Source organism: Streptomyces sp. NPDC023157, from assembly GCF_055560575.1.
The window spans coordinates 279,097-299,457 of the sequence record NZ_JBVHIL010000009.1; the positions used below are offsets into that span (position 1 = coordinate 279,097).

Genomic DNA, 20,361 nt, shown 5'->3' on the forward strand with positions numbered 1-20,361 from the left:
TCTATGTCCTGTTCGATGCTGTTCGGGTAGCGTCGAACCATGAGGACCAGGGCGATACCCCTTTGGTCGGCCCTCGCCGGGCTGACACTTCTGCTGCTCCTGGTCCTGGCCCCCTCCGCGGGGGCCAGGGCCACGGGCCTCTCCGACGCCGCCGCCGCACTGAAACAGGGGCCGGTGTACGTGGACCCGGCCGCCGCCGCCCAGCTGTCGAAGACCGACGCGGACACCCTGGCGACGAAGATCAAGGACGCGGACAAGCCGCTGTTCGTGGCGGTGCTCCCGGCGAACGCCCAGTTCCCGCCGGAGAACCTGCTGCGCAACCTGCGCACCGAGACCGGCGTGACCGGGCTCTACGCCGTACGCCTCGGCGACGGCTTCAACGCGGCCGCCGACCGCTCGGTGATGTCCCGCGACGCCGTGGGCAACCTCGTCACCGACGTACGGCAGCCGGGCGTCGACGCGAAGACCGAACTGAACAACTTCGTCGACCAGGCCCTGCCCACGATGCGCGGCTCCGCCCCCGCCAGCTGGGGCGCCACCGGCAAGGACTCCGGCGGTGTCCCGGTCGGCGGGCTGATCACCCTCGGCGCGGTCGTCGTGGCCGGCGGCGCCGGTCTCTACGCGGTGTCCCGCCGCAGGCGGCTCCGCCGGGAGGCCGAGGAGCGCGCCGCCCTCGACCGGCTGCGGGTCGTCGTGGACGAGGACATCACCGCCTTCGGCGAGGAGCTGGAGCGGCTCGACTTCCACCCGGCCGAAGCCGGCGCCGACGACGCCATGCGCGGCGACTACGAACGCTCCCTCGACTCCTACGACCGGGCCAAGTCGCTGATGGGCGCGGTCACCCGCCCGCACGAGGTGCGCGGGGTCACCCAGGCCCTGGAGGACGGGCGCTACTCGCTCGCCGTGCTCGCCGCCCGCCGCGAGGGACGGGCGCTGCCCGAGCGGCGCGCGCCCTGCTTCTTCGACCCGCGCCACGGCCCCTCCACCGAGGACCGCACCTGGACCCCGGCCGGCGGCGCCGCCCGCGAGGTCCCGGTCTGCGCCGCCGACGCGGCCCGCCTCGACGACGGGCTCGACCCGCAGGCCCGCACCGTCGAGACCGACGGCGGGCGCCGCCCCTACTGGGAGGCGGGGCCCGCGTACGGCCCGTGGGCGGGCGGCTACTTCGGCGGCGGGATGCTGCCCGGCCTGCTCGTCGGCACCATGCTCGGCTCGATGCTCGCCACCCCGGCCTACGCCGCCGAGTACGGCGGCGCGGACTTCCAGGGCGGGGACTTCTCCGGCGCCGACTTCAGCTCCGGCGACTTCGGTTCGAACGACTTCGGCGGCTTCGACGGAGGCGGTGGCTTCGACGGCGGTGGCGGCTTCGACGGCGGGGGCGGTTTCTGACCGCTCGGGCCCCCGCGTCGAGCGCGTGGGGCACACCTGCCCGCACGCGGGGTGGGACCGTGAACGCCCCGGTCAGACCAGGGGCTTCACCGACATCAGCAGATGCCGGTGGGTCCCGCCCTCCCCGTCCGTGATCAGCGCCCGCTGCCCGGGGCCGAGCAGCTGGAGACACAGCTCCGTGGCGTCGAAGGAGCCCAGGGCGTCCATCAGATAGCCCGGGTTGAAGGCGACCGTCAGCGACGCGGCGCCGGTGAGCGTGGCGGGGAGCCGCTGGGAGGCGATGTCGTCCTCGTACCCCGCCTGGAGGTGGACGCCGGTCGCGTCGAAGGTCAGCTGGACCGGGCTGTCGCCCTCGGCGACGACCGCGACCCGCTTCACCGCCTCGACCAGCGGCGCCCGCCCGGTGACGGCGACCGCGTGCTCGCCGAGCGCGAACAGCTTGTCGTGCCGGGGGAGCCGTCCGTCCAGGAGCCGGGTGGTGGTCCGCATGCCGCCGCTCTCGAAGCCGATCGAGCCGTGGTCGAGGGCGAGCCGGAGCGGCCCGGCGCCCGCGAGGGAGCGGGCGATCTCGGTGAGCCGCCGCGCCGGGACCACCACGTCGGCGGCCTCGGCGCCGGCCGCGGGCGCCTCCTCCGGCTTCCACTCCAGGGTGCGCACCGCGTACCGGTAGCGGTCCGTCGCGGCCAGCGTCATCGTCGTGCCGTCCAGGCCGAGCCGTATCCCCGTGAGCACCGGCAGCGCGTCGTCCCGCCCGGCCGCCACCGCCACATGCCCGACGGCCGCCGCGAAGGCGTCCGCGTCCACCGTGCCGCGCAGGGCGGGCAGCGCGGGCGGGGCCGGGTGGTCGTCCAGGGGCAGCAGCGAGAGGCCGAACCGGGCGTCGCCGCCGGTCACCGAGAGCCGGGCCCCCTCGACCGCGCAGCCCACCGTCCCCGCCGGCAGCACCTTGCAGATGTCCAGCAGCCGGCGCCCCAGCACCAGGGCGCGCCCGTCCCGCAGGGTGTCGGCGTCCACCTCGATCCGGGCGGACGCCTCGTAGTCCAGTCCGGAGACGCGCAGTCGCCCGTCGGCGGCCTCCAGGAGCAGACCGCCGAGGACGGGCACGGGGGAGCGGGCGGGCAGCACCCGGGCCGCCCACGCCACGGCTTCGGTCAACAGGCCACTGTCGATACGGAATTCCATGCCGCCGACGCTAACGCCCGGCACTGACAACGCCGGGAATCCCGCCCGCTCCTTGATCGTTCTGCGGTAGGAAGGCGATGCGGCGCGGTCCGTCGCGCCATGACGAGGGGGAGAAACGCGATGAGTGAAGTCCACGGCGGGATCCACGGCGGGATCCATGGCGAGGTCCATGGCGAGGCCCACGGTGGGGCCCATGGCGAGGTCTACGGCACGGTGGCGCCCGGATTCGAGTCCGTGCGGGAGGAGTTCGCCGGCGTCGTCGCCGACGAGGCGCGGGACGGCGGCGCCCAGCTCGCGGTCTACCACCGCGGCCGGCAGGTCGTCGACCTGTGGGGCGGCGACGGGGTCGACGGCGACTCGCTGCTCGCCCTGTACTCGTCCAGCAAGGGCGCCACCGCCTTGGTCGTCGCCCTCCTTGTGCAGGAGGGCGCGCTCGACCTGGACCGCGAAGTGGCGTCCTGGTGGCCGGAGTTCGCCGCCGAGGGCAAGGGGGGCGTCACCCTGCGGGAGCTCCTGGCGCACCGGGCCGGCTCGATCGGCGTCGAGGGCGGCTTCACGCTGGACGAGCTCGCCGACGACCGGGTGGTCGCCGCCCGGCTAGCCGCCCACCGCCCGTACTGGGAGCCCGGCACCGGCCACGGCTACCACGGCTACACCTTCGGCGCGCTGGTCGGCGAGGTCGTGCTGCGGGCCACCGGCCGCACCGTCCAGGAGCACTACGAGGAGCGGATCCGCGTCCCGTACGGGGTGGACTACCACCTGGGTCTGCCCGAGGAGCTCGAAGCGCGCTTCCGCACGGCCCTGCCGATGCTGCCCACGCCGGACGAGCAGGCCTTCCTCGACGCGCACCCGATCGCCCCCGACAGCCTGATGGGTGTCGCCTTCGACCTGCACGCCGATCCGCCGGTCGACCCCGTCGCGTACGGCAACTCCCGGGCCGTGCGGGCCGGGGCGCCGCTCTCCGGCGGCGGCGTCGGCAGCGCGCGCGGGCTGGCCCGGATGTACGCGGCGGTGGCCGGCGAGCTCGACGGGCGGGCGCCGCTCCTGAAGGCCGACACCCTCGACGTGTTCTCGCGCGTCCACTCCAGCGGCACGGACCTGGTCACCGGGAGTTCCAACGCCTTCGGCCTGGGCTTCGTCCCGGTCGCCACCACCTACCCGGAGCTCGGCGCGACCGCGGTGGGTCACAGTGGCGCCCCCGGCTCGCAGGCCTTCGCCGACCCGAGCAGGGCCCTCGCGTACAGCTACACCCGCCGTCGCTTCGCCGTCGTGGGCGGCCCCGGCGCCCCCGAGAACGTGCGCCTGATCGCGGCCGTGGCCGCGGCGGCCGACCGCCTGGCCTCCTAGGAGTCCCGCCGGGACTCCTGGGAGTCCCGGGAAACGCCGAGCGCCCGCCTTCCGCGGCAGCGGAGAGGCGGGCGCGCTCGTTGTCCGGGCCGGACGGCGGGTGACGGGCCGGACGGCAGTGCGGGGGTGGAGCCCCGGGGGTCAGGCGGCGTTCTTGATGGCGGAGATGTCGAAGTTCAGCTTGACCTTGTCGCTGACCATGACGCCACCGGTCTCCAGGGCCGCGTTCCAGGTCAGGCCCCAGTCGGAGCGCAGGATCTCGGCGTTGCCCTCGAAGCCGACCCGCTCGTTGCCGTAGACGTCGGTCGCGGTGCCGTTGAACTCCAGGTCGATGGCGAGCGGCTTGGTGACGTCCTTGATGGTCAGCTCACCGGTGACGCGGTACTTGTCGCCGCCCAGCTGCTGGGCCTCGGTGGAGCGGAAGCTCATCAGCGGGAACTGCTCGGCGTCGAAGAAGTCGCCGCTGCGCAGGTGTCCGTCACGGTCGGCGATGCCGGTGTCGATGGAGGCGATCTTGACGTCGATGGTGGCGCTGGAGGAGGCCGGGTCCGAGCCGTTCAGCTTCAGCGCGCCCTCGTGCTCCGCGAAGGTGCCGCGGACGTTGGTGACCATGGCGTGGCGGACGGTGAAGCCGATGCTGCTGTGGGCCGGGTCGATCGTGTAGTCGCCGGTCAGGGCGGCGAGAGCCGGGTCCACCGGGAGGGTGGCGGTGGCGGTGGTGGCGGTCTCGTTGTTCTTGCGGCCGAAGATGCCCATGACGTGCTCCTTGATCAGATTTCCCGGCGGGGGTGGGGCCGGATCCCGTGTTGTTGAACCTTCAACGAGAACGACGATAGACCTATTCCGTTCAACTTTCAACATCTGTGGAAGATGTTCACCCGCACGGCCCCGACGCCCTCTGGCGGACGCGCGTAGAACTACGGCACCATCTCCCTGCGCGCCCAGCGCCACCGCACCACCTGCACAGCCGTCCCCAACCGACACGGTCACCAGCAGGAGGCACCCGTATGCAGCCCGTCACGCAGCTCCGTACGCCGTCCCGTATGACGTACCGCTCCGTCCTCACCGCTCTCGCGCTGGTCCTCGGCGCCCTCTTCGCCCCCGGCTTCGGCGCCCTGTCCAGCGCCGCCGACGCCCACGCCGCGGTCACCGTCACCAAGATCAGCCACGCGACGGCGACCTCGATGTTCCGCTCCTCCGGGATCACCTGGTCCTCGTCCGGCGGCTGCTCGGACCGCAACAACTCGACCTGTACGTCCTTCGAGCAGCTCAACCTCGCCACCGCCCAGGGCGCCCAGACCCTGAAGAGCGCCAGCGGCTGCGCCCTGAACATCACCGGCGGCACCGAGACCGGCCACGCGAGCGGCACCTACTCGCACTGGAACGGCTACAAGCTGGACTTCGCCAAGGGCACCTGTGTCACCAACTACGTCAAGAACACGTTCACCTACATCGGCGTGCGCGGTGACGGCGCCCCGCAGTGGCAGTCCGGCGCGGGCAACGTCTACGCCGACGAGGGCAACCACTGGGACGTCACCTTCTACAACTGCGGCGGCTGCTGAGCCACCGGCCCCCACTCGGCTCAGCCACCGGCTTCCCTCGGCTGAGCCACCGGCTCCACTTGGACTAACCGGAGGGGGTTGTTGGACTGGCGGGGCCGTCGGCGGACGATCTCGTTGACGCTGCTCCGCCACCCGGGCCAACTGGTGCGCATGTCGCACCCACACCCTCCCTCCGCCGCGCGGCGGCTGCGCACGATCTGTGCGCTGGCCGCCGCCACCTCCGCCGTCCTCGCCCTGGCCGGACCGGCCCGCGCCGGCACCGCCGGCCCCTCCGGCGCCGAGGCCCCCCACCCGCCGGCCGCCGGCGCGCTCATCGGGTCCGCGCGGCTCTCTGTCGCCGTCGCCGAGGACTTCCCGCGCGTCCTCTCGTACACGGACCGCGCCACCGGCGCCCGGCTGCTCGGCAGCACCGCCCCCGTCACCCAGGTCGTCCTCAACGGCACCGCCCACGCCGTCCGGGCCACCGGCGCGCCCGTCCTGACCCGCGACTCCGCCGCGTACACGCTCGGCTTCCCCGACCTGCCCGGGGTCGAGATCGACGCCCGGCTGAGCGTCGAGGGCCGGGCCACCACCTTCCGGGTCACCGCGGTCCGCGACACCGAGACCTTCCGGGTCGGCACCCTCGACATACCGGGCCACGACCTGGTCTCCGTCGGCTCCGCCGACCCCGGCGCCGAGACCGCGTTCACCCGGCTCGACCCCGACTCCACCCGCACCGCCGACGTCTTCGCGCGGGTCACCGACGCCACCCCGGCCGACCCGGGCGCCGTCGGCGCCACGTACGCGATCGTCAACACCGGGCGGCTCGCCGCCGCCGTCGAGTCCAACTCCTCCTACGACAAGCCCTCCGGCGCCTCCGCCCGCGACGGCGCCCGCCTCTGGCACCAGGCCCGCAGGACCGGCACCGAGACCCGCGTCGGCGTCTGGTCCGGCCAGTGGACCTACCGCGGCGCCGGCGCCCCCGCGCCCGAGAGCGGCGACGCCCTGCCCTGGGCGAAGGTCGTCGTCACCCCCGACGCCAACGGCGACGGGCGCACCGACTGGCAGGACGGGGCCGTCGCCTTCCGCACCATCGGCGTCAAGGCGGCGGGCAGCGAGGGGACCCCCGACCGGGTGGTCGCCCACATCCCGTTCAACTTCGCCTCCCAGGCCACCCACCCGTTCCTGCGCACCCTCGACGACGTCAAGCGGATCTCGCTGTCCACCGACGGTCTCGGCCAGTTCGCCCTGCTCAAGGGGTACGGCTCCGAGGGCCACGACTCCGCCCACCCCGACTACGGCGGCAACTACAACAAGCGCGCCGGCGGCCTCACCGACCTCAACACCCTGCTGCGGGAGGGCCGGAAGTGGGGTGCGGGCTTCGGCGTCCACATCAACGCCACCGAGTCGTACCCCGAGGCGAAGAACTTCAGCGAGACCCTCGTCGACAAGACCAAGCCCGGCTGGAACTGGCTCAACCAGAGCTACTACATCGACCAGCGCCGGGACGTGAACAGCGGCGACCTCGCCCGCCGCCTCCAGCAGCTCCGGGACGAGACCGACCCCAACCTGTCGGCCCTCTACATCGACGTCTACTACACGCACGGCTGGATCGCCGACAAGACGATGCAGGCCGTGCGGGCCCAGGGCTGGAACGTCGCCACCGAGTGGTCCGAGAAGTTCGAGCGGGACTCCCTCTGGTCCCACTGGGCCAACGACCTCGACTACGGCGGCGCCACCAACAAGGGCCTCAACTCGCGGATCGTCCGCTTCATCCGCAACGGCGAGAAGGACGTCTGGAACAACCACCCGGTCCTCGGCCAGACCGCCCTCGTCGACTTCGAGGGCTGGACCGGCGAGACGGACTACACCGCCTTCACCGCCAACATCTGGCAGCGCAACCTGCCCGCCAAGTACCTCCAGCACCAGCGGATCACCCGCTGGGACGGCGACGACATCACCTTCACCGGCGGGGTCCGCGGCACCCTGGAGAACGGCCGCCGCACCTTCTACGACCACGGCCGCAAGGTCCTCGACGGCGACGCGTACCTGCTGCCCTGGTCCGGCGGGAGCAAGCTGTACCACTACAACAAGACCGGCGGGACCACGCGTTGGGCCGTCCCCGGCACCGGCTCGTACACCGTCTACCGGCTCACCGACAACGGGCGCGTGAAGACCGGCACCGTCCGGCCCGTCGACGGGCACCTCACCCTGGACGCCGCCGCCGGACAGCCCTACGTCCTCTACCCGGACCGGGCGCCCGAGCAGCGCGCCCCCCGCTGGGGCCAGGGCACCCCCGTCAAGGACCCCGGCTTCAACGACGCCGGCCTGCGCTCCTGGACGAAGACCGGCACCGTCGCCCGGGACACCGACACCCAGGGCCGCACCAGCGCCCGGCTCACCGGCGCCGACCCCGCGTCCGTCCGCCAGCGGATCGGCGGCCTGACCCCCGGCGCCCGGTACACGGCCTCCGCCCTGATCGAGGTCGAGGCCGGGAAGACCCGGCCCACCACCCTCTCCGTCGGCGGCCGGTCCGTCACCGTCGAGCGCTCGGTCCTGGAGGACCGCGTCGCCGCCTCCGACTGGAACGGCACCCGCCTCCAGCGCGCCAAGGTCACCTTCACCGCCGGGGCGCGCACCGAGCTGAGGATCGAGGCGGCGCCGGGCAGCACGGCAACGGTCCGCGTCGACGACGTCCGGATCGTCGCCGACGCCCCCGCGACCAGGCCCGGCACCCTCGTGTACGAGGACTTCGAGGCCGTCGACCAGGGCTGGGGCCCCTTCCTGAAGGGCGACGCGGGCGGCACCACCGACCCGCGCACCCACATCGCCCAGCTGCACGCCCCGTACACGCAGGCGGGCTGGAACGGGAAGCTCGTCGACGACGTGCTCGACGGCGCCGAGTCCCTCAAGTCGCACGACGAGAACAGCGGCCTGGTCTACCGGACCGCCCCCTGGACCGTCCCGATGAAGGACGGGCACCGCTACCGCGTCGCCTTCGCCTACCAGTCCAGCCACGCCGGCGCCTACGAGTGGGTCGCCGGCTACGACCGTACGAGCGGACCGGGCGCCCCCGTCGAGACCCGCCGCACCCCGATCGGGCAGCAGCGGACGACCGGGCACTTCGCCGAGACCGTCACCGCGGGCTGCGGCGACACCTGGACCGGTCTGCGCAAGCGGGCGGACGCCCCCGACGGCGCCGACTTCGTGCTCGACGGCTTCACCGTGACCGACCTCGGCCCGGCCGCCGAGCGCCCCGCCTGCGGCACCCTCGGCGTCACCGCGCCCGAGACGCTGGAGCCGGGCCGCGCGAACACCGTCACCGTCACCTTCGGCAACGACGAGGCCGCCGAGGTCTCCGGCGCGCGGGCCGTGCTCACCCTCCCCGAGGGCTGGACCGCCGAGCCCGCCGGGCCCGTCGTCCTCGCCCCGGTCGCCGTGGGCGGGAAGGCCACCGCCACCTGGCGGGTCACCCCGCCGGTCGACGCCCCCTACCGGCCGTACGAGCTGGGCGCGAGCGTCGCGTACGAGACCGGCGGCGGGCCCCGGAGCCTGACCGCCGCCACCACCGTCCGCACCCTGCCCCCGCCGCCCACGGCCGACAGCTGGGCCAGCGACCTCGACTGGACCTCCGCGAGCAACGGCTGGGGCCCCGTCGAGAAGGACCTCTCCAACGGCGAGACCGGCACCGGCGACGGCAGCCCGCTGCGTATCGGGGGAGTGACCTACGCCAAGGGTCTGGGCAGCCACGCCCCGGCCACCGTCCGCTACTACCTGGGCGGCCGGTGCACCTCCTTCACCGCCGAGGTCGGTGTGGACGACGTCCAGACCAGCCGAGGATCGGTCAGCTTCTCGGTGCGCGCGGACGGGACGGAGAAGGCGGCGTCCCCGGTGCTCCGGGCGGCCGACCCGGCGTGGGCGCTCACCGCCGACGTCACCGGGGCCGCGTATGTCGACCTGGTCGTCGGGGATGGCGGCGACGGCAACGGCAACGACCACGCCGACTGGGGGAGCGCGCGGTTCCACTGCGGCGGCTGAACCCGCACAGGCCCGGCAGGCCAAGGTAGAAAGCGTTTGCTGTGCTCATTGATTGCGTCGGGCGACGGATGCTACACCGGGCGCCAACCGGTCCCCACCTCTTCCCCCGGGAGGCTCCCGTGTCCGTCCCCTTCGCAAGCGGCTGGTCCCGCCGCACCTTCCTCGGCGCCACCTCCGCCGCCGCGGCCGCCCTCGCCCTCGCACCCCACGCCCAGGCCGCTCCCCTCGCCCAGGCCGCCCAGTCCGCCGAGCCCGGCGGTGACGCGTTCGAGACCCTGCGGCTGCGCTGGCTCGACCTCCAGCTCGGCTCCGGCTACGACGCCGGGGCCGAGCCCTACGCCTCCCGGCTCGCCGAGACCGGCACCCTCGCCCGCGGCTTCCGCGCCACCATGGCGCCCGCCGCGAACTCCCTGTGGCCCGACGCCCCCTTCGACCCGCCCGCCGGCATCACCCAGGGCTACGGGCGGCTGTGGACGATGACCCAGGCGTACGTCCAGGACGGCACCGGCTCCACCGGCGACCCCGCCCTCCTCGCCGACGTCCTGCGCGGCCTCGACCACCTCTCCGAGCGGGTCTACCACTCCGGCACCACCCGGTACGGCAACTGGTGGGAGTGGCAGATAGGCGCCCCGCGCCTGCTCATGGACATCGTCGCCGCCCTCCACCCGCTGCTCGGCGCCGACCGGATCGCCGCCGCCTGCGCCGCCGTCGACCACTTCGTCCCGGACTCCGCGATCGGCGCGTACACCGGCACCTCCACCGGCGCCAACCGGGTCGACCTGTGCCGCTCGGTCGCCCTGCGCGGTGTGCTCGGCGCGCACCCCGCCAAGCTGGCCCTCGCCCGCGACGCCCTCTCGCCCGTCTTCCCGTACGTCACGAAGGGCGACGGCCTCTACGCCGACGGCTCCTTCGTCCAGCACACCTGGGTCGCCTACTCCGGCACCTACGGCCAGGTCATGCTCGACGGCCTCGGCCGGCTCTTCACCCTGCTCGCCGGCTCCCCCTGGGAGGTCACCGACCCGAACCGGCAGATCATCCTCGACAGCGTCGAGCACGCCTACGCGCCCCTCATCTACGACGGCCTGATGATGGACAGCGTCAACGGGCGGGCCGTCAGCCGCGGCTACCTGAAGAGCGACGAGCGGCGGATCATGCGCTCCGACCACTTCCACGGGCAGGGCCTCATCGCCGCCATCGCCCTGCTCGCCGGCGGCGCGAGCCCCGCCGAGCGGACCCGCTGGCACGCCCGCGTGAAGGGCTGGATCGAGCGGGACACCGTCTCCCCGGTCCTCGCCGCCCGCCAGCTCGGCGTCGCCGACCTCGCCCGGCTGCACGCCATCGCCGCCGCCCCCGCCCCGGCCGCGCCCGAACCCACCGGCCACCGCCTGTTCGCCGCCATGGACCGGGCCGTGCACCGCCGCCCTGGCTGGGCCGCCAACATCGCCATGGCCTCCGAGCGCATCGCGTACTACGAGTGCGGCAACGGCGAGCACCCGCGCGGCTGGCACACCGGCGCCGGCATGCTCTCCTGGTGGACCCGGGGCCAGGGCGACCAGTACACCGACTGGTTCTGGCCCACCGTCGACCCCTACCGGCTGCCCGGCACCACCGTCTCCACCAAGCGCCTCGCCGACCGCGCGGGCGGCGAGTGGGGCGCCGCCCGGCCGGCCGTGCAGTGGGTCGGCGGCGCCACCGACGGGGAGTTCGCCGCCGTGGGCCAGCACCTCAAGGGCCTCGGCTCCACCCTGGAGGCCCGCAAGTCCTGGTTCTGCGCCGCCGACACCGTCATCTGCCTGGGCGCCGGGATCACCGCGCGCGACGGCGTCCCCGTCGAGACCGTCGTCGACAACCGCCTGCTCGGCGAGGCCGGCACCGAGGCCCTCACCACCGGCGACGGCTGGGCCCACCTCGAAGGCCACGGCGGCTGGGTCCTCCCGGGCGGTACGGGAGGGCTGCGCACCCTGCGCGAGGACCGCACGGGCGCCTGGAGCGACATCAACACCACCAGCTCCACCGAGCGCCGCACCCGCCGCTACCAGACCCTCTGGCTGGACCACGGCACCGACCCGACGGGCGCCTCGTACGCCTACCTCCTGATGCCGGGGGCCTCGGCGCGCACCCTCGCCGCCCGCGCCGCCGACCCCGGCTGGCTGCGGATCCTCGCCAACGACGCCGCCCGGCAGGCGGTCGCCGTGCCCTCGCTCGGACTGACGGCGGCCTCCTTCTGGCAGGCCGGTACGGTGGACCGGCTCACCGTGTCCGCGCCCGCGAGCCTGCTGCTGCGGCGGAGCCGCTCCACGGTGACGCTGCGGGTGAGCGAGCCGGTGCGGTCGGGGCAGCCGTTCGAGCTGGTCTGGGACCGGCCGGTGCGCGCGGTGCTCGCCCACGACGCCACCGTCGAGGTGCTCGGCACGGGGGCGGCGCTGCGGCTGCGGATCACGCCCGGTACCGCGGGGGCCACCCACCGTTGCGATGTGCTTGTGTAGAAACCCTACAATCACCTGGGGTGTCTGGCTGTTGACTCGGCCTGGTGGGGCCAAGGTTCTGTCAAGCCCCACCAGGAATCGACACGGGAGACTGTACGGAGTCGACGGCGGGGTTTCCTTGCCTGAGTTCGTAGGGTCGGTACATGACCGTTGTGGACCAGATCCCGAGCGAGCCCGCTGACGCCCGTGGCCGTGTGGCCGAGCTGCACGAGCTGCGCGAGCAGGCTCGGCGTGGCCCGAGTGACCGAGCGACCGAGGCCCAGCACGCCAAGGGCAAGCTGACCGCTCGTGAGCGCATCGAGCTGCTGCTCGACGCCGGTTCCTTCCAGGAGGTCGAGCAGCTCCGCCGGCACCGCGCCAGCGGCTTCGGCCTGGAGTCGAAGAAGCCGTACACCGACGGCGTCATCACCGGCTGGGGCACCGTCGACGGCCGCACGGTCTTCGTCTACGCGCACGACTTCCGGATCTTCGGCGGCGCCCTCGGCGAGGCCCACGCCACCAAGATCCACAAGATCATGGACATGGCCATCGCGGCCGGTGCCCCGCTGGTCTCCCTGAACGACGGCGCCGGCGCCCGCATCCAGGAGGGCGTCTCCGCCCTCGCCGGCTACGGCGGCATCTTCCAGCGCAACACCCGCGCCTCGGGCGTCATCCCGCAGATCTCGGTGATGCTCGGCCCGTGCGCCGGCGGCGCGGCCTACAGCCCCGCCCTCACCGACTTCGTCTTCATGGTCCGCGAGACCTCGCAGATGTTCATCACCGGCCCGGACGTCGTCAAGGCGGTCACCGGCGAGGAGATCACCCAGAACGGCCTCGGCGGCGCCGACGTGCACGCCGAGACCTCCGGCGTCGCGCACTTCGCGTACGACGACGAGGAGACCTGCATCGCCGAGGTGCGCTACCTCCTGTCGATGCTCCCGCAGAACAACCGCGAGAACCCGCCGACCGTCGCCTCCGAGGACCCGGCCGACCGCCGCTCGGACGTGCTGCTCGACCTCGTGCCCGCCGACGGCAACCGCCCGTACGACATGCACAAGGTCATCGAGGAGCTCGTCGACGACGGCGACTACCTGGAGATCCACGAGCGCTGGGCCCGCAACATCATCTGCGCCCTCGCCCGGCTCGACGGCCAGGTCGTCGGCATCGTCGCCAACCAGCCCCAGTCGCTGGCCGGCGTGCTCGACATCGAGGCCTCCGAGAAGGCCGCCCGCTTCGTGCAGATGTGCGACGCGTTCAACATTCCGATCATCACTCTTCTGGACGTACCCGGCTTCCTGCCCGGCGTCGACCAGGAGCACGGTGGAATCATCCGCCACGGCGCGAAGCTGCTCTACGCGTACTGCAACGCGACCGTGCCCCGGATCTCGCTGATCCTGCGCAAGGCGTACGGCGGCGCGTACATCGTCATGGACTCCCAGTCGATCGGCGCCGACCTGACGTACGCCTGGCCCACCAACGAAATCGCGGTGATGGGTGCCGAAGGCGCCGCCAACGTGATCTTCCGCAAGCAGATCGCGGAGGCCGCGGACCCCGAGGCCATGCGTGCGCGCATGGTCAAGGAGTACAAGGCCGAGCTGATGCACCCCTACTACGCCGCGGAGCGCGGCCTGGTCGACGACGTCATCGACCCCGCCGAGACCCGCGAGGTACTCGCCAAGTCCCTCGCGATGCTCCGCACCAAGCACGCCGACCTGCCGTCCCGCAAGCACGGCAACCCGCCTCAGTAAGAGGAGCCCACCCAAGTGACCACGCCTGCCACAGCCAACCTTCTCCGCGTCGAGAAGGGGCACGCCGAGCCCGAGGAGCTGGCCGCGATCACCGCGGTCCTGCTGGCCCGCGCCGCCGCCCAGCCCGACGAGAGCACGCTGACCGCCCACGGCCGCTCCACGGCCGGCTGGCGCCGCCTGGAGCGCGAGAACGGCTTCCGCGCCCCGCACAGCTGGCGCTGACGCCCGTACCGAAGGGGCCCCCGGGAGACCGGGGGCCCCTTCGGCGTACCCGGACACGGCGAAGGCCCCGTACACCGCGAACGGCGTACGGGGCCTCCGTACCTCCTCGGCCCGTCGGGACGGTTACCGCAGGCGCGCCATGAGGGCGTGCTCGACCAGGGTGATGAGCGCGCTCTTGGCGTCCGCGCGGTGGCGGGCGTCGGTGGTGATGATCGGGGTGTCGGGCCCGATCTGGAGGGCCTCGCGGACCTCTTCGGGGTTGTACGGCTGGTGTCCGTCGAAGCCGTTGAGGGCGATGACGAAGGGGAGGCCCGAGTTCTCGAAGTAGTCGACCGCGGGGAAGCAGTCGGCGAGTCGCCGGGTGTCGACGAGGACGACGGCGCCGATGGCGCCGCGGACGAGGTCGTCCCACATGAACCAGAAGCGGTCCTGGCCCGGCGTACCGAAGAGGTACAGGATCAGGTCCTGGTCCAGGGTGATGCGGCCGAAGTCCATGGCGACAGTCGTCGTCGTCTTGTCGCCGGTGTGGGTGAGGTCGTCGATGCCCGCGGACGCGGACGTCATCACGGCCTCGGTCCGCAGCGGGTTGATCTCCGAGACCGCGCCGACGAACGTGGTCTTGCCCACGCCGAAGCCACCCGCCACCACGATCTTCGCGCTGGTGGTTGAACGGGCCGCGCCGCCGTTAGAGCTTGCGAAGTCCACTGAGCACCCTTTCGAGCAGTGTCACGTCTGGCTGACCGCCGGCGGCCTCGTCGCCGCCGGGCTGGTGGATGGCGACAAGTCCGGCCTCCGCCAGGTCGGCGACGAGAATCCGGGCAACGCCGAGGGGGATGGAGAGAAGGGCCGAGATCTCCGCGACCGACTTGATCTCGAAGCACAGCCGGCAGATCCGCTGGTGCTCGGGCAACTGCCCCTGCAGCCGGGACGGATCGGCCGTCGTGCTGACCAGCGCCTCGATGGCGAGCTGGTAACGCGGCCGGGTCCGGCCGCCGGTCATCGCATACGGACGTACGAGCGGGTTGTGCCCGCCCGAGCTGCCCTGACCGCCCGACCGGTGGCCCGGCGCGGTGGACGCGCTCGGGCTGCCGGCGGCGGAGGGCTGAGGCTGCGGCTGCTGCTGGTAGGGCTGCGGTACACCCTGTCTGCTCGGCGTGGAGGGAAAGTTGAACCGGTTCTGCGCCGGGTCGCCCTGCGGCGCCCGGTGCGCGTCGAAACCGTTGTAAGGGCTACTGCCCGGGGGTGTTCCCACGTCTCCTCCTCCGACTGCCTCGCGGCTCCATGTCCCTTGGAACCGCGCCACCGCACCCTACGGGGCGGTGACGAGAAACGCACTGTCTGTCTGTTAGTTGAGAAGACTTCCCTGAAGCTCCGCCCGGAGGTCAGGAGTCAGGACGCTTCCCGCACGGTCGACCAGCAGTGCCATCTCGTAGCCCACCAGACCGATGTCGGCCTCCGGGTGGGCCAGCACGGCCAGCGAGGACCCGTCCGAGACCGACATGATGAAGAGGAAGCCGCGCTCCATCTCCACCACGGTCTGGTTGACCGCGCCGCCCTCGAAGATGCGGGACGCGCCCGCGGTCAGCGAGGTCAGCCCGGAGGCGACCGCCGCCAGCTGGTCGGCACGGTCCCGGGGGAAACCCTCGGACATCGCGAGCAGGAGTCCGTCGGCGGAGACCACCACCGTGTGGGACACCCCGGGGGTGTTGTCCACGAAGTTGGTGATCAACCAGTTCAGATTCTGCGCCGCCTGGCTCATCGGGCTCACACTAACGCTCCTGGTTGTAGGTACTACCCGGGCCGAGGCCCGATCCGTTCGTGTCCGTCCCCGCGTTGCGTCCCTGCTGGACACCGCGGCGCAGGTTGCTCAACCTGCCCCGCACGTCCTCGGGTGCGCGGGAGACCTGGGGGCCGCCCTGCGGGGTGTGCTCCGCCGATCCCTCGACCAGGTTGGCCTTGGGGACCCGCCGCGGAAGACCGGAGGGGGTGACCCCGCCCGCCTTCGGATCGCGGAGCTTCTCGGCCCGGGACCAGCGCTCGTCATTGGCGGAGCGCCAGTCCTCGGTGCCTTCGGCTGCGTCGGCGACCGGCTGCGCGGGCTGGGCCGGCGGCGCGGGCTGCTGCGTTGCCTGCGGGGTCTGCGGCGCCTGCGGGGCGACGCTGCCGCGGCGCGGCAGACCGGCGTCGGTCAGTGCGTGGCCGGCGTCCGGGGTGGGACTCTGCGTGGGACCCGGACGGTCGAAGCCTACGCGCTCGGGGGCCTGTTCGGGAGCGGCCTGGACAGATTCCGATTCGGTCCCGAACTCCTGCGCGTAACCGTTCTGGTACGCCGTCTGCTGAGGCCAGTCACCCTGGTGGGCCTGGGGTTCGTAGCTGTTCTCGTACGCCGTGTGGCCACCGGCCTGACCGTCGTACGCGGCTTCCGCATACGCCTGGTCCCGGTAGCCGTCGACCGGCTGCGCGTAGCCCTGCTGGGCCTGCTGCTCCGGGTAACCCTGCGGGGCGTAGCCGAAGCCGTTCTGCTCCTGCGGGTACTCGGCGGGGTAGCCGGCGTTCGGGTACTCGGCGTTCGGGTACTCCGTGGCGTACGGCTGCGCGTGCTCCGGCGCCTGCTCCTGCGGCGCGAAGCCCTGCTGCGCGGCGGCGTCGGCCTCGTCCCGGTACAGCGGGTGCTCCCCGCCCTGCGCCTGGGCCTCCAGGTTGGCGCGGCGCTCCTCGCGCTGCAGCGAACGGTTCACCGGGTCGAGCTGCTGCTCCTCGGCCGGCTCCTCGTAGCGGGAGTCGTCGAAGCCGAGCTCCGCGGCGGTCCGCATCGGCTGGAGCTGCTGCTGCGGCGCCTCGAAGGCCGAGTGCTGCTGCTGCGGGATCATCTGCGAGACGGTGAAGTCGTCCTGCGTCGGCTGCTCGCCGCCACCGCCGTGGGTGATCGCGTCCGGCAGCATGACCAGCGAGGTCGTGCCGGCCTGCTCGCCCGAGGGGCGGAGCTGGACGCGGATGCCGTGCCGGTCGGCGAGGCGGCCGACCACGAAGAGGCCCATGCGCTGCGAGACGGCGGCGTCCACCGTCGGCGGGTTGGCCAGCTTGTGGTTGATGTCCGCGAAGTCCTCGGCGGTCAGGCCGATGCCCTTGTCGTGGATCTCGACCATCACGCGGCCGTCGGGGAGACGGGTCGCGGTGACGCGGACCTTGGTCTGCGGGGAGGAGAACGTGGTGGCGTTCTCCAGGAGCTCGGCGAGCAGGTGCACGAGGTCGGTCACGGCCTGGCCGTGGATCTCGGCCTCCGGCACGCCGGCCAGCTCGATGCGCTCGTACTGCTCCACCTCGGAGGAGGCGGCGCGCATGACGTCGACCAGCGGGACCGGCTGGTCCCAGCGGCGGCCGGGCTCCTCGCCGGCGAGGACGAGGAGGTTCTCGCCGTTGCGGCGCATACGGGTCGCCAGGTGGTCCAGCTTGAAGAGGTTCTCCAGCTGGTCCGGGTCGGCCTCGTTGTTCTCCAGGTCGGTGATGAGGGTCAGCTGGCCCTCGATCAGCGACTGGTTGCGGCGCGACAGGTTGGTGAAGATCGCGTTGACGTTGCCCCGGAGCATGGCCTGCTCGGCGGCGAGCCGGACGGCCTCGCGGTGCACCTGGTCGAAGGCGCGGGCGACCTCGCCGATCTCGTCCTGGGAGTCGATCGGGATGGGCTGCACGCGGGTGTCGACCCGGCCGGGCTCGGTACGGGACAGCTGGTCGACCAGCATCGGCAGGCGCTGCTCGGCGATGCCGAAGGCGGCGGTGCGCAGCTCGCGCATCGAGCGGCTCATCTGCCGGGCCATCATCCCGGCCAGGATGAAGGCGGCGAGCAGGGCGATCACGACGATGCCGCCGTTGACGTACGCGTCGGTCTGGGCGCCGTCGGAGATGTCGGCGGCCTCCGTCACGGCCTTGTCGACGAGCTCCTTCTCCACCTCGGTGTAGCCGTCGAACTTGCCGGTGGAGACGGCCAGCCAGCTCTCGGGCGTGATGCCCTGGCTCTTGAGGTCGGCGAGCGCCTCGGGGTCCTTGGCGGAGCCGATCAGCTGGGCGACACCGGTGTAGACGGAGTCGTCCTTGCCCTTGGGCAGCTCGACGCCGGCGCCCGCCATCTTCTTGGCGCCGTCGGCGGCCTTGCCGGCCATGACCTGCTTCAGCCGCTCGACGTCGGCCTCGGTACCACCGGACTGGAACTCGCCCAGGGCGATCTGCTCCAGATAGTTGTACGAGTTGAACGCAACCGACTGCTGCGCGAAGACGTCGTCCTTCTTGCTGGGACGCACGAGGAGCTGGGTGCCGATCGACCGCTGGAGCGACTCGGCGGCCTTCGCGAGCTGGATCGCGTAGACCGTGCGGCCGTAGCTGGTGATGTTGCCGGTGCCCAGACCGAGCTCGTTGGAGAACTCCATCAGGTAGTGCTGGATGCCCGTGTAGCCGAGCTGGGTGTTCACCGGGTCGAGGGAGCGCGTGTAGGCGATCTTGCGCAGCCCCTCCAGCTTGGGCTCGGAGTCCCGGAACAGCTTGAGGCGCCGCTCCAGGCCCTGCCCGCTGGGCATGTCCTTGACGGCCTCGTCGAAGCTGAGCTTGGCGGCGTCGGTGGCGGCGTACGCCTGGGTGACCTCGTCGCTCTGCCGGTCCTCGGCCGTCTTGGCCCTGAGCAGGGGAGCGGCGGTGAGGTCACGCTCGTTGAGCAGCGCCTGGCCGTACTGGGAGGCGGCGCGCACGATGAGCGCCGTCTTCTCGGCGTCCTGCGCCTCCTGCCAGGTGTCGATGGACGCCTTCACCTGGAAGCCGCCCATGACCAGACCGACGAGGACGGGTATGAGCAGGATCGCGTTCAGCCTGGTGGGCACGCGCCAGTTGCGCGGGGACAGCTTGCTGGAGCTGCCCTTGCGGCTCGGGGCCGGGGGCGTCACGGGCTCGTCCGCGGGCGACATCGCCGCGCGCGACGGCGGCGTGAAGTTGCCCCGCGTCTGCTGCTCCGCGGAGCTTTCCTTGCTTCGCCTCACTCGACCAACAACCTCTCGGCGTCGGCACCTACGTTGTGCCGGTGTTTCGTTCAGGGCCGTACTACTCGGGAGTTCATGAATTGCAGCACGTGAAGGGGGTCCCTTCCAAACAGTGCGAAGCAGCCGGTTTTTGGGCTTCACGCCAGAGATAAAACGGGCATAAAGAGCGAGCCCCGCCAAATGGCGGGGCTCATGTGAGCGCAGCGGCACCGATCGGATGCGTCGGGTGTCCGAGGCGGCCCAATTCTCTGTCGAAATGTTATGAACTCGGGGGTGGCCGTGTCGAAGGACACAGACCGCCCCCAAAACCTCTACGACAACTTCCGTATATCAACTTCTACTTGATGTGTACTACTTCAGCCGCGCCATGAGGGCGTGCTCGACCAGGGTGATGAGCGCGCTCTTGGCGTCCGCGCGGTGGCGGGCGTCCGTGACGATGATCGGGGTGTCGGGCCCGATCTGGAGGGCCTCACGGACCTCTTCCGGGTTGTACGGCTGGTGTCCGTCGAAGCCGTTGAGGGCGATGACGAAGGGGAGGCCCGAGTTCTCGAAGTAGTCGACCGCGGGGAAGCAGTCGGCGAGCCGCCGGGTGTCGACCAGCACCACGGCACCGATGGCGCCGCGGACGAGGTCGTCCCACATGAACCAGAAACGGTCCTGGCCCGGCGTACCGAACAGGTACAGGATCAGGTCCTGGTCCAGGGTGATGCGGCCGAAGTCCATCGCCACCGTCGTGGTGGTCTTGCCCCCGGTGTGGGTGAGGTCGTCGATGCCCGCGGACGCGGACGTCATCACGGCCTCGGTCCGCAGCGGGTTGATCTCGGAGACCGCCCCCACGAACGTGGTCTTGCCGACGCCGAAGCCACCCGCCACCACGATCTTCGCGCTGGTGGTGGAACGGGCCGCGCCGCCGTTAGAGCTTGCGAAGTCCACTGAGCACCCTTTCCAGGAGCGTCACGTCCGGCGTGCCGCCGGCCTCTCCGTTGCCCGGCTGGTGGATCGCCACCATGCCCGCCTCCGCCAGGTCGGCGACGAGGATGCGGGCCACACCGAGCGGCATCGACAGGAGCGCCGAGACCTCGGCCACCGACTTCACCTCGCGGCACAGGTGGCAGATCCGCTGGTGCTCGGGGAGCAGGGTGGCCAGATGCGCCGGGTCGGCCGTGGTGCTGACCAGGGCCTCGATGGCGAGCTGGTAGCGCGGCCGGGTCCGGCCGCCGGTCATCGCGTAAGGGCGGACCAGCGGCTGGTCGCCTTCAGCTCCGTACCCCTCGTCGAGCGAGGCGCCATACGGATCGTGAGAGGCGGGGGGCGGGGTCATGAATCCTCCGGGCGTGACAGCAGAAGGTTCTGCCGTCTGATGGGGCCGGTGGGGGGCCGGGTGGGGCGGCCGGACGATGAACGGTCC

Annotated in this window: 15 protein-coding genes; 7 read left to right on the forward strand and 8 right to left on the reverse strand. The window is 72.3% G+C overall.

Features of this window, described 5'->3' with window-relative positions; genetic code table 11:
• Window positions 1-39: 39 nt before the first annotated feature.
• A complete protein-coding gene (locus ACZ3ZE_RS29895) occupies window positions 40-1,389 on the forward strand; it encodes a hypothetical protein (RefSeq protein WP_467261451.1) in 1,350 nt (449 codons plus the stop codon).
• 72 nt (window positions 1,390-1,461) lie between these two features.
• Here ACZ3ZE_RS29895 and dnaN read toward each other — a convergent pair whose 3' ends face one another.
• Window positions 1,462-2,571 carry a DNA polymerase III subunit beta gene (dnaN, locus tag ACZ3ZE_RS29900; protein ID WP_467261453.1) on the reverse strand — a complete coding sequence of 370 codons (1,110 nt, stop codon included), beginning with the start codon at window positions 2,569-2,571 and terminating at the stop codon, window positions 1,462-1,464.
• A 120-nt stretch (window positions 2,572-2,691) separates the two neighbouring features.
• Between dnaN and ACZ3ZE_RS29905 the strand changes: the two genes are divergently transcribed.
• Complete coding sequence (locus ACZ3ZE_RS29905; protein WP_467261455.1) at window positions 2,692-3,918, forward strand: serine hydrolase domain-containing protein; 1,227 nt, start codon at window positions 2,692-2,694, stop codon at window positions 3,916-3,918.
• Window positions 3,919-4,059: 141 nt separating this feature from the next.
• Here the strand turns inward: ACZ3ZE_RS29905 and ACZ3ZE_RS29910 are convergent, their stop codons facing one another.
• Window positions 4,060-4,674, reverse strand: coding sequence for a YceI family protein (locus ACZ3ZE_RS29910; RefSeq protein WP_361175116.1), 615 nt, complete (start codon window positions 4,672-4,674; stop codon window positions 4,060-4,062).
• Between the two features lie 287 nt (window positions 4,675-4,961).
• On the opposite strand from ACZ3ZE_RS29910, the gene ACZ3ZE_RS29915 reads away from it, so the two are divergent.
• From ACZ3ZE_RS29915 to ACZ3ZE_RS29935, 5 genes are all read left to right on the forward strand, one after another.
• Window positions 4,962-5,480 carry a hypothetical protein gene (locus ACZ3ZE_RS29915; protein ID WP_467261513.1) on the forward strand — a complete coding sequence of 173 codons (519 nt, stop codon included), beginning with the start codon at window positions 4,962-4,964 and terminating at the stop codon, window positions 5,478-5,480.
• A 150-nt stretch (window positions 5,481-5,630) separates the two neighbouring features.
• Entirely contained in the window at window positions 5,631-9,497 is a 3,867-nt protein-coding gene (locus tag ACZ3ZE_RS29920; RefSeq protein WP_467261457.1) for an endo-alpha-N-acetylgalactosaminidase family protein, read from the forward strand.
• A gap of 119 nt (window positions 9,498-9,616) precedes the next feature.
• Window positions 9,617-11,983, forward strand: a complete 2,367-nt coding sequence (locus ACZ3ZE_RS29925; RefSeq protein WP_467261459.1) for a polysaccharide lyase 8 family protein — start codon at window positions 9,617-9,619, stop codon at window positions 11,981-11,983.
• A gap of 143 nt (window positions 11,984-12,126) precedes the next feature.
• Window positions 12,127-13,710 (forward strand): acyl-CoA carboxylase subunit beta, encoded by a 1,584-nt coding sequence (locus tag ACZ3ZE_RS29930; protein ID WP_361175107.1) that lies wholly within the window; start codon window positions 12,127-12,129, stop codon window positions 13,708-13,710.
• Window positions 13,711-13,725: 15 nt separating this feature from the next.
• Window positions 13,726-13,932: an acyl-CoA carboxylase subunit epsilon gene (locus ACZ3ZE_RS29935; RefSeq protein ID WP_361175104.1), complete on the forward strand. Its 207-nt coding sequence runs from the start codon at window positions 13,726-13,728 to the stop codon at window positions 13,930-13,932.
• A 123-nt stretch (window positions 13,933-14,055) separates the two neighbouring features.
• Here ACZ3ZE_RS29935 and ACZ3ZE_RS29940 read toward each other — a convergent pair whose 3' ends face one another.
• From ACZ3ZE_RS29940 to ACZ3ZE_RS29965, 6 genes are all read right to left on the reverse strand, one after another.
• The gene (locus ACZ3ZE_RS29940) at window positions 14,056-14,637 is read right to left on the reverse strand and encodes a GTP-binding protein (protein ID WP_046905430.1); all 582 of its coding nucleotides are present in this window, start codon (window positions 14,635-14,637) and stop codon (window positions 14,056-14,058) included.
• Complete coding sequence (locus ACZ3ZE_RS29945; protein ID WP_361175101.1) at window positions 14,618-15,184, reverse strand: DUF742 domain-containing protein; 567 nt, start codon at window positions 15,182-15,184, stop codon at window positions 14,618-14,620. Before ACZ3ZE_RS29945 ends, ACZ3ZE_RS29940 begins: the two co-directional genes overlap by 20 nt.
• A gap of 93 nt (window positions 15,185-15,277) precedes the next feature.
• Window positions 15,278-15,691: a roadblock/LC7 domain-containing protein gene (locus ACZ3ZE_RS29950; RefSeq protein WP_053725133.1), complete on the reverse strand. Its 414-nt coding sequence runs from the start codon at window positions 15,689-15,691 to the stop codon at window positions 15,278-15,280.
• Between the two features lie 10 nt (window positions 15,692-15,701).
• The gene (locus tag ACZ3ZE_RS29955; protein ID WP_442304403.1) at window positions 15,702-18,953 is read right to left on the reverse strand and encodes a sensor histidine kinase; all 3,252 of its coding nucleotides are present in this window, start codon (window positions 18,951-18,953) and stop codon (window positions 15,702-15,704) included.
• A 351-nt stretch (window positions 18,954-19,304) separates the two neighbouring features.
• On the reverse strand, window positions 19,305-19,886 hold the full coding sequence (locus tag ACZ3ZE_RS29960) for a GTP-binding protein (RefSeq protein WP_361175095.1): 582 nt from the start codon (window positions 19,884-19,886) through the stop codon (window positions 19,305-19,307).
• Window positions 19,867-20,274: a DUF742 domain-containing protein gene (locus tag ACZ3ZE_RS29965; protein ID WP_329424536.1), complete on the reverse strand. Its 408-nt coding sequence runs from the start codon at window positions 20,272-20,274 to the stop codon at window positions 19,867-19,869. The genes ACZ3ZE_RS29960 and ACZ3ZE_RS29965 overlap by 20 nt, the downstream gene beginning before the upstream one ends.
• Between the last annotated feature and the right edge of the window lie 87 nt (window positions 20,275-20,361).

What these genes read in the sequence shown, in the direction of transcription:
- ACZ3ZE_RS29915 (WP_467261513.1), top strand. Translation starts at nt 4,962, where the DNA reads ATGACGTACCGCTCCGTCCTCACCGCTCTCGCGCTGGTCCTCGGCGCC.
- ACZ3ZE_RS29910 (WP_361175116.1), bottom strand. Translation starts at nt 4,674, where the DNA reads ATGGGCATCTTCGGCCGCAAGAACAACGAGACCGCCACCACCGCCACC.
- ACZ3ZE_RS29895 (WP_467261451.1), top strand. Translation starts at nt 40, where the DNA reads ATGAGGACCAGGGCGATACCCCTTTGGTCGGCCCTCGCCGGGCTGACA.
- ACZ3ZE_RS29965 (WP_329424536.1), bottom strand. Translation starts at nt 20,274, where the DNA reads ATGACCCCGCCCCCCGCCTCTCACGATCCGTATGGCGCCTCGCTCGAC.
- ACZ3ZE_RS29920 (WP_467261457.1), top strand. Translation starts at nt 5,631, where the DNA reads ATGTCGCACCCACACCCTCCCTCCGCCGCGCGGCGGCTGCGCACGATC.
- dnaN (WP_467261453.1), bottom strand. Translation starts at nt 2,571, where the DNA reads ATGGAATTCCGTATCGACAGTGGCCTGTTGACCGAAGCCGTGGCGTGG.
- ACZ3ZE_RS29930 (WP_361175107.1), top strand. Translation starts at nt 12,127, where the DNA reads ATGACCGTTGTGGACCAGATCCCGAGCGAGCCCGCTGACGCCCGTGGC.
- ACZ3ZE_RS29905 (WP_467261455.1), top strand. Translation starts at nt 2,692, where the DNA reads ATGAGTGAAGTCCACGGCGGGATCCACGGCGGGATCCATGGCGAGGTC.
- ACZ3ZE_RS29950 (WP_053725133.1), bottom strand. Translation starts at nt 15,691, where the DNA reads ATGAGCCAGGCGGCGCAGAATCTGAACTGGTTGATCACCAACTTCGTG.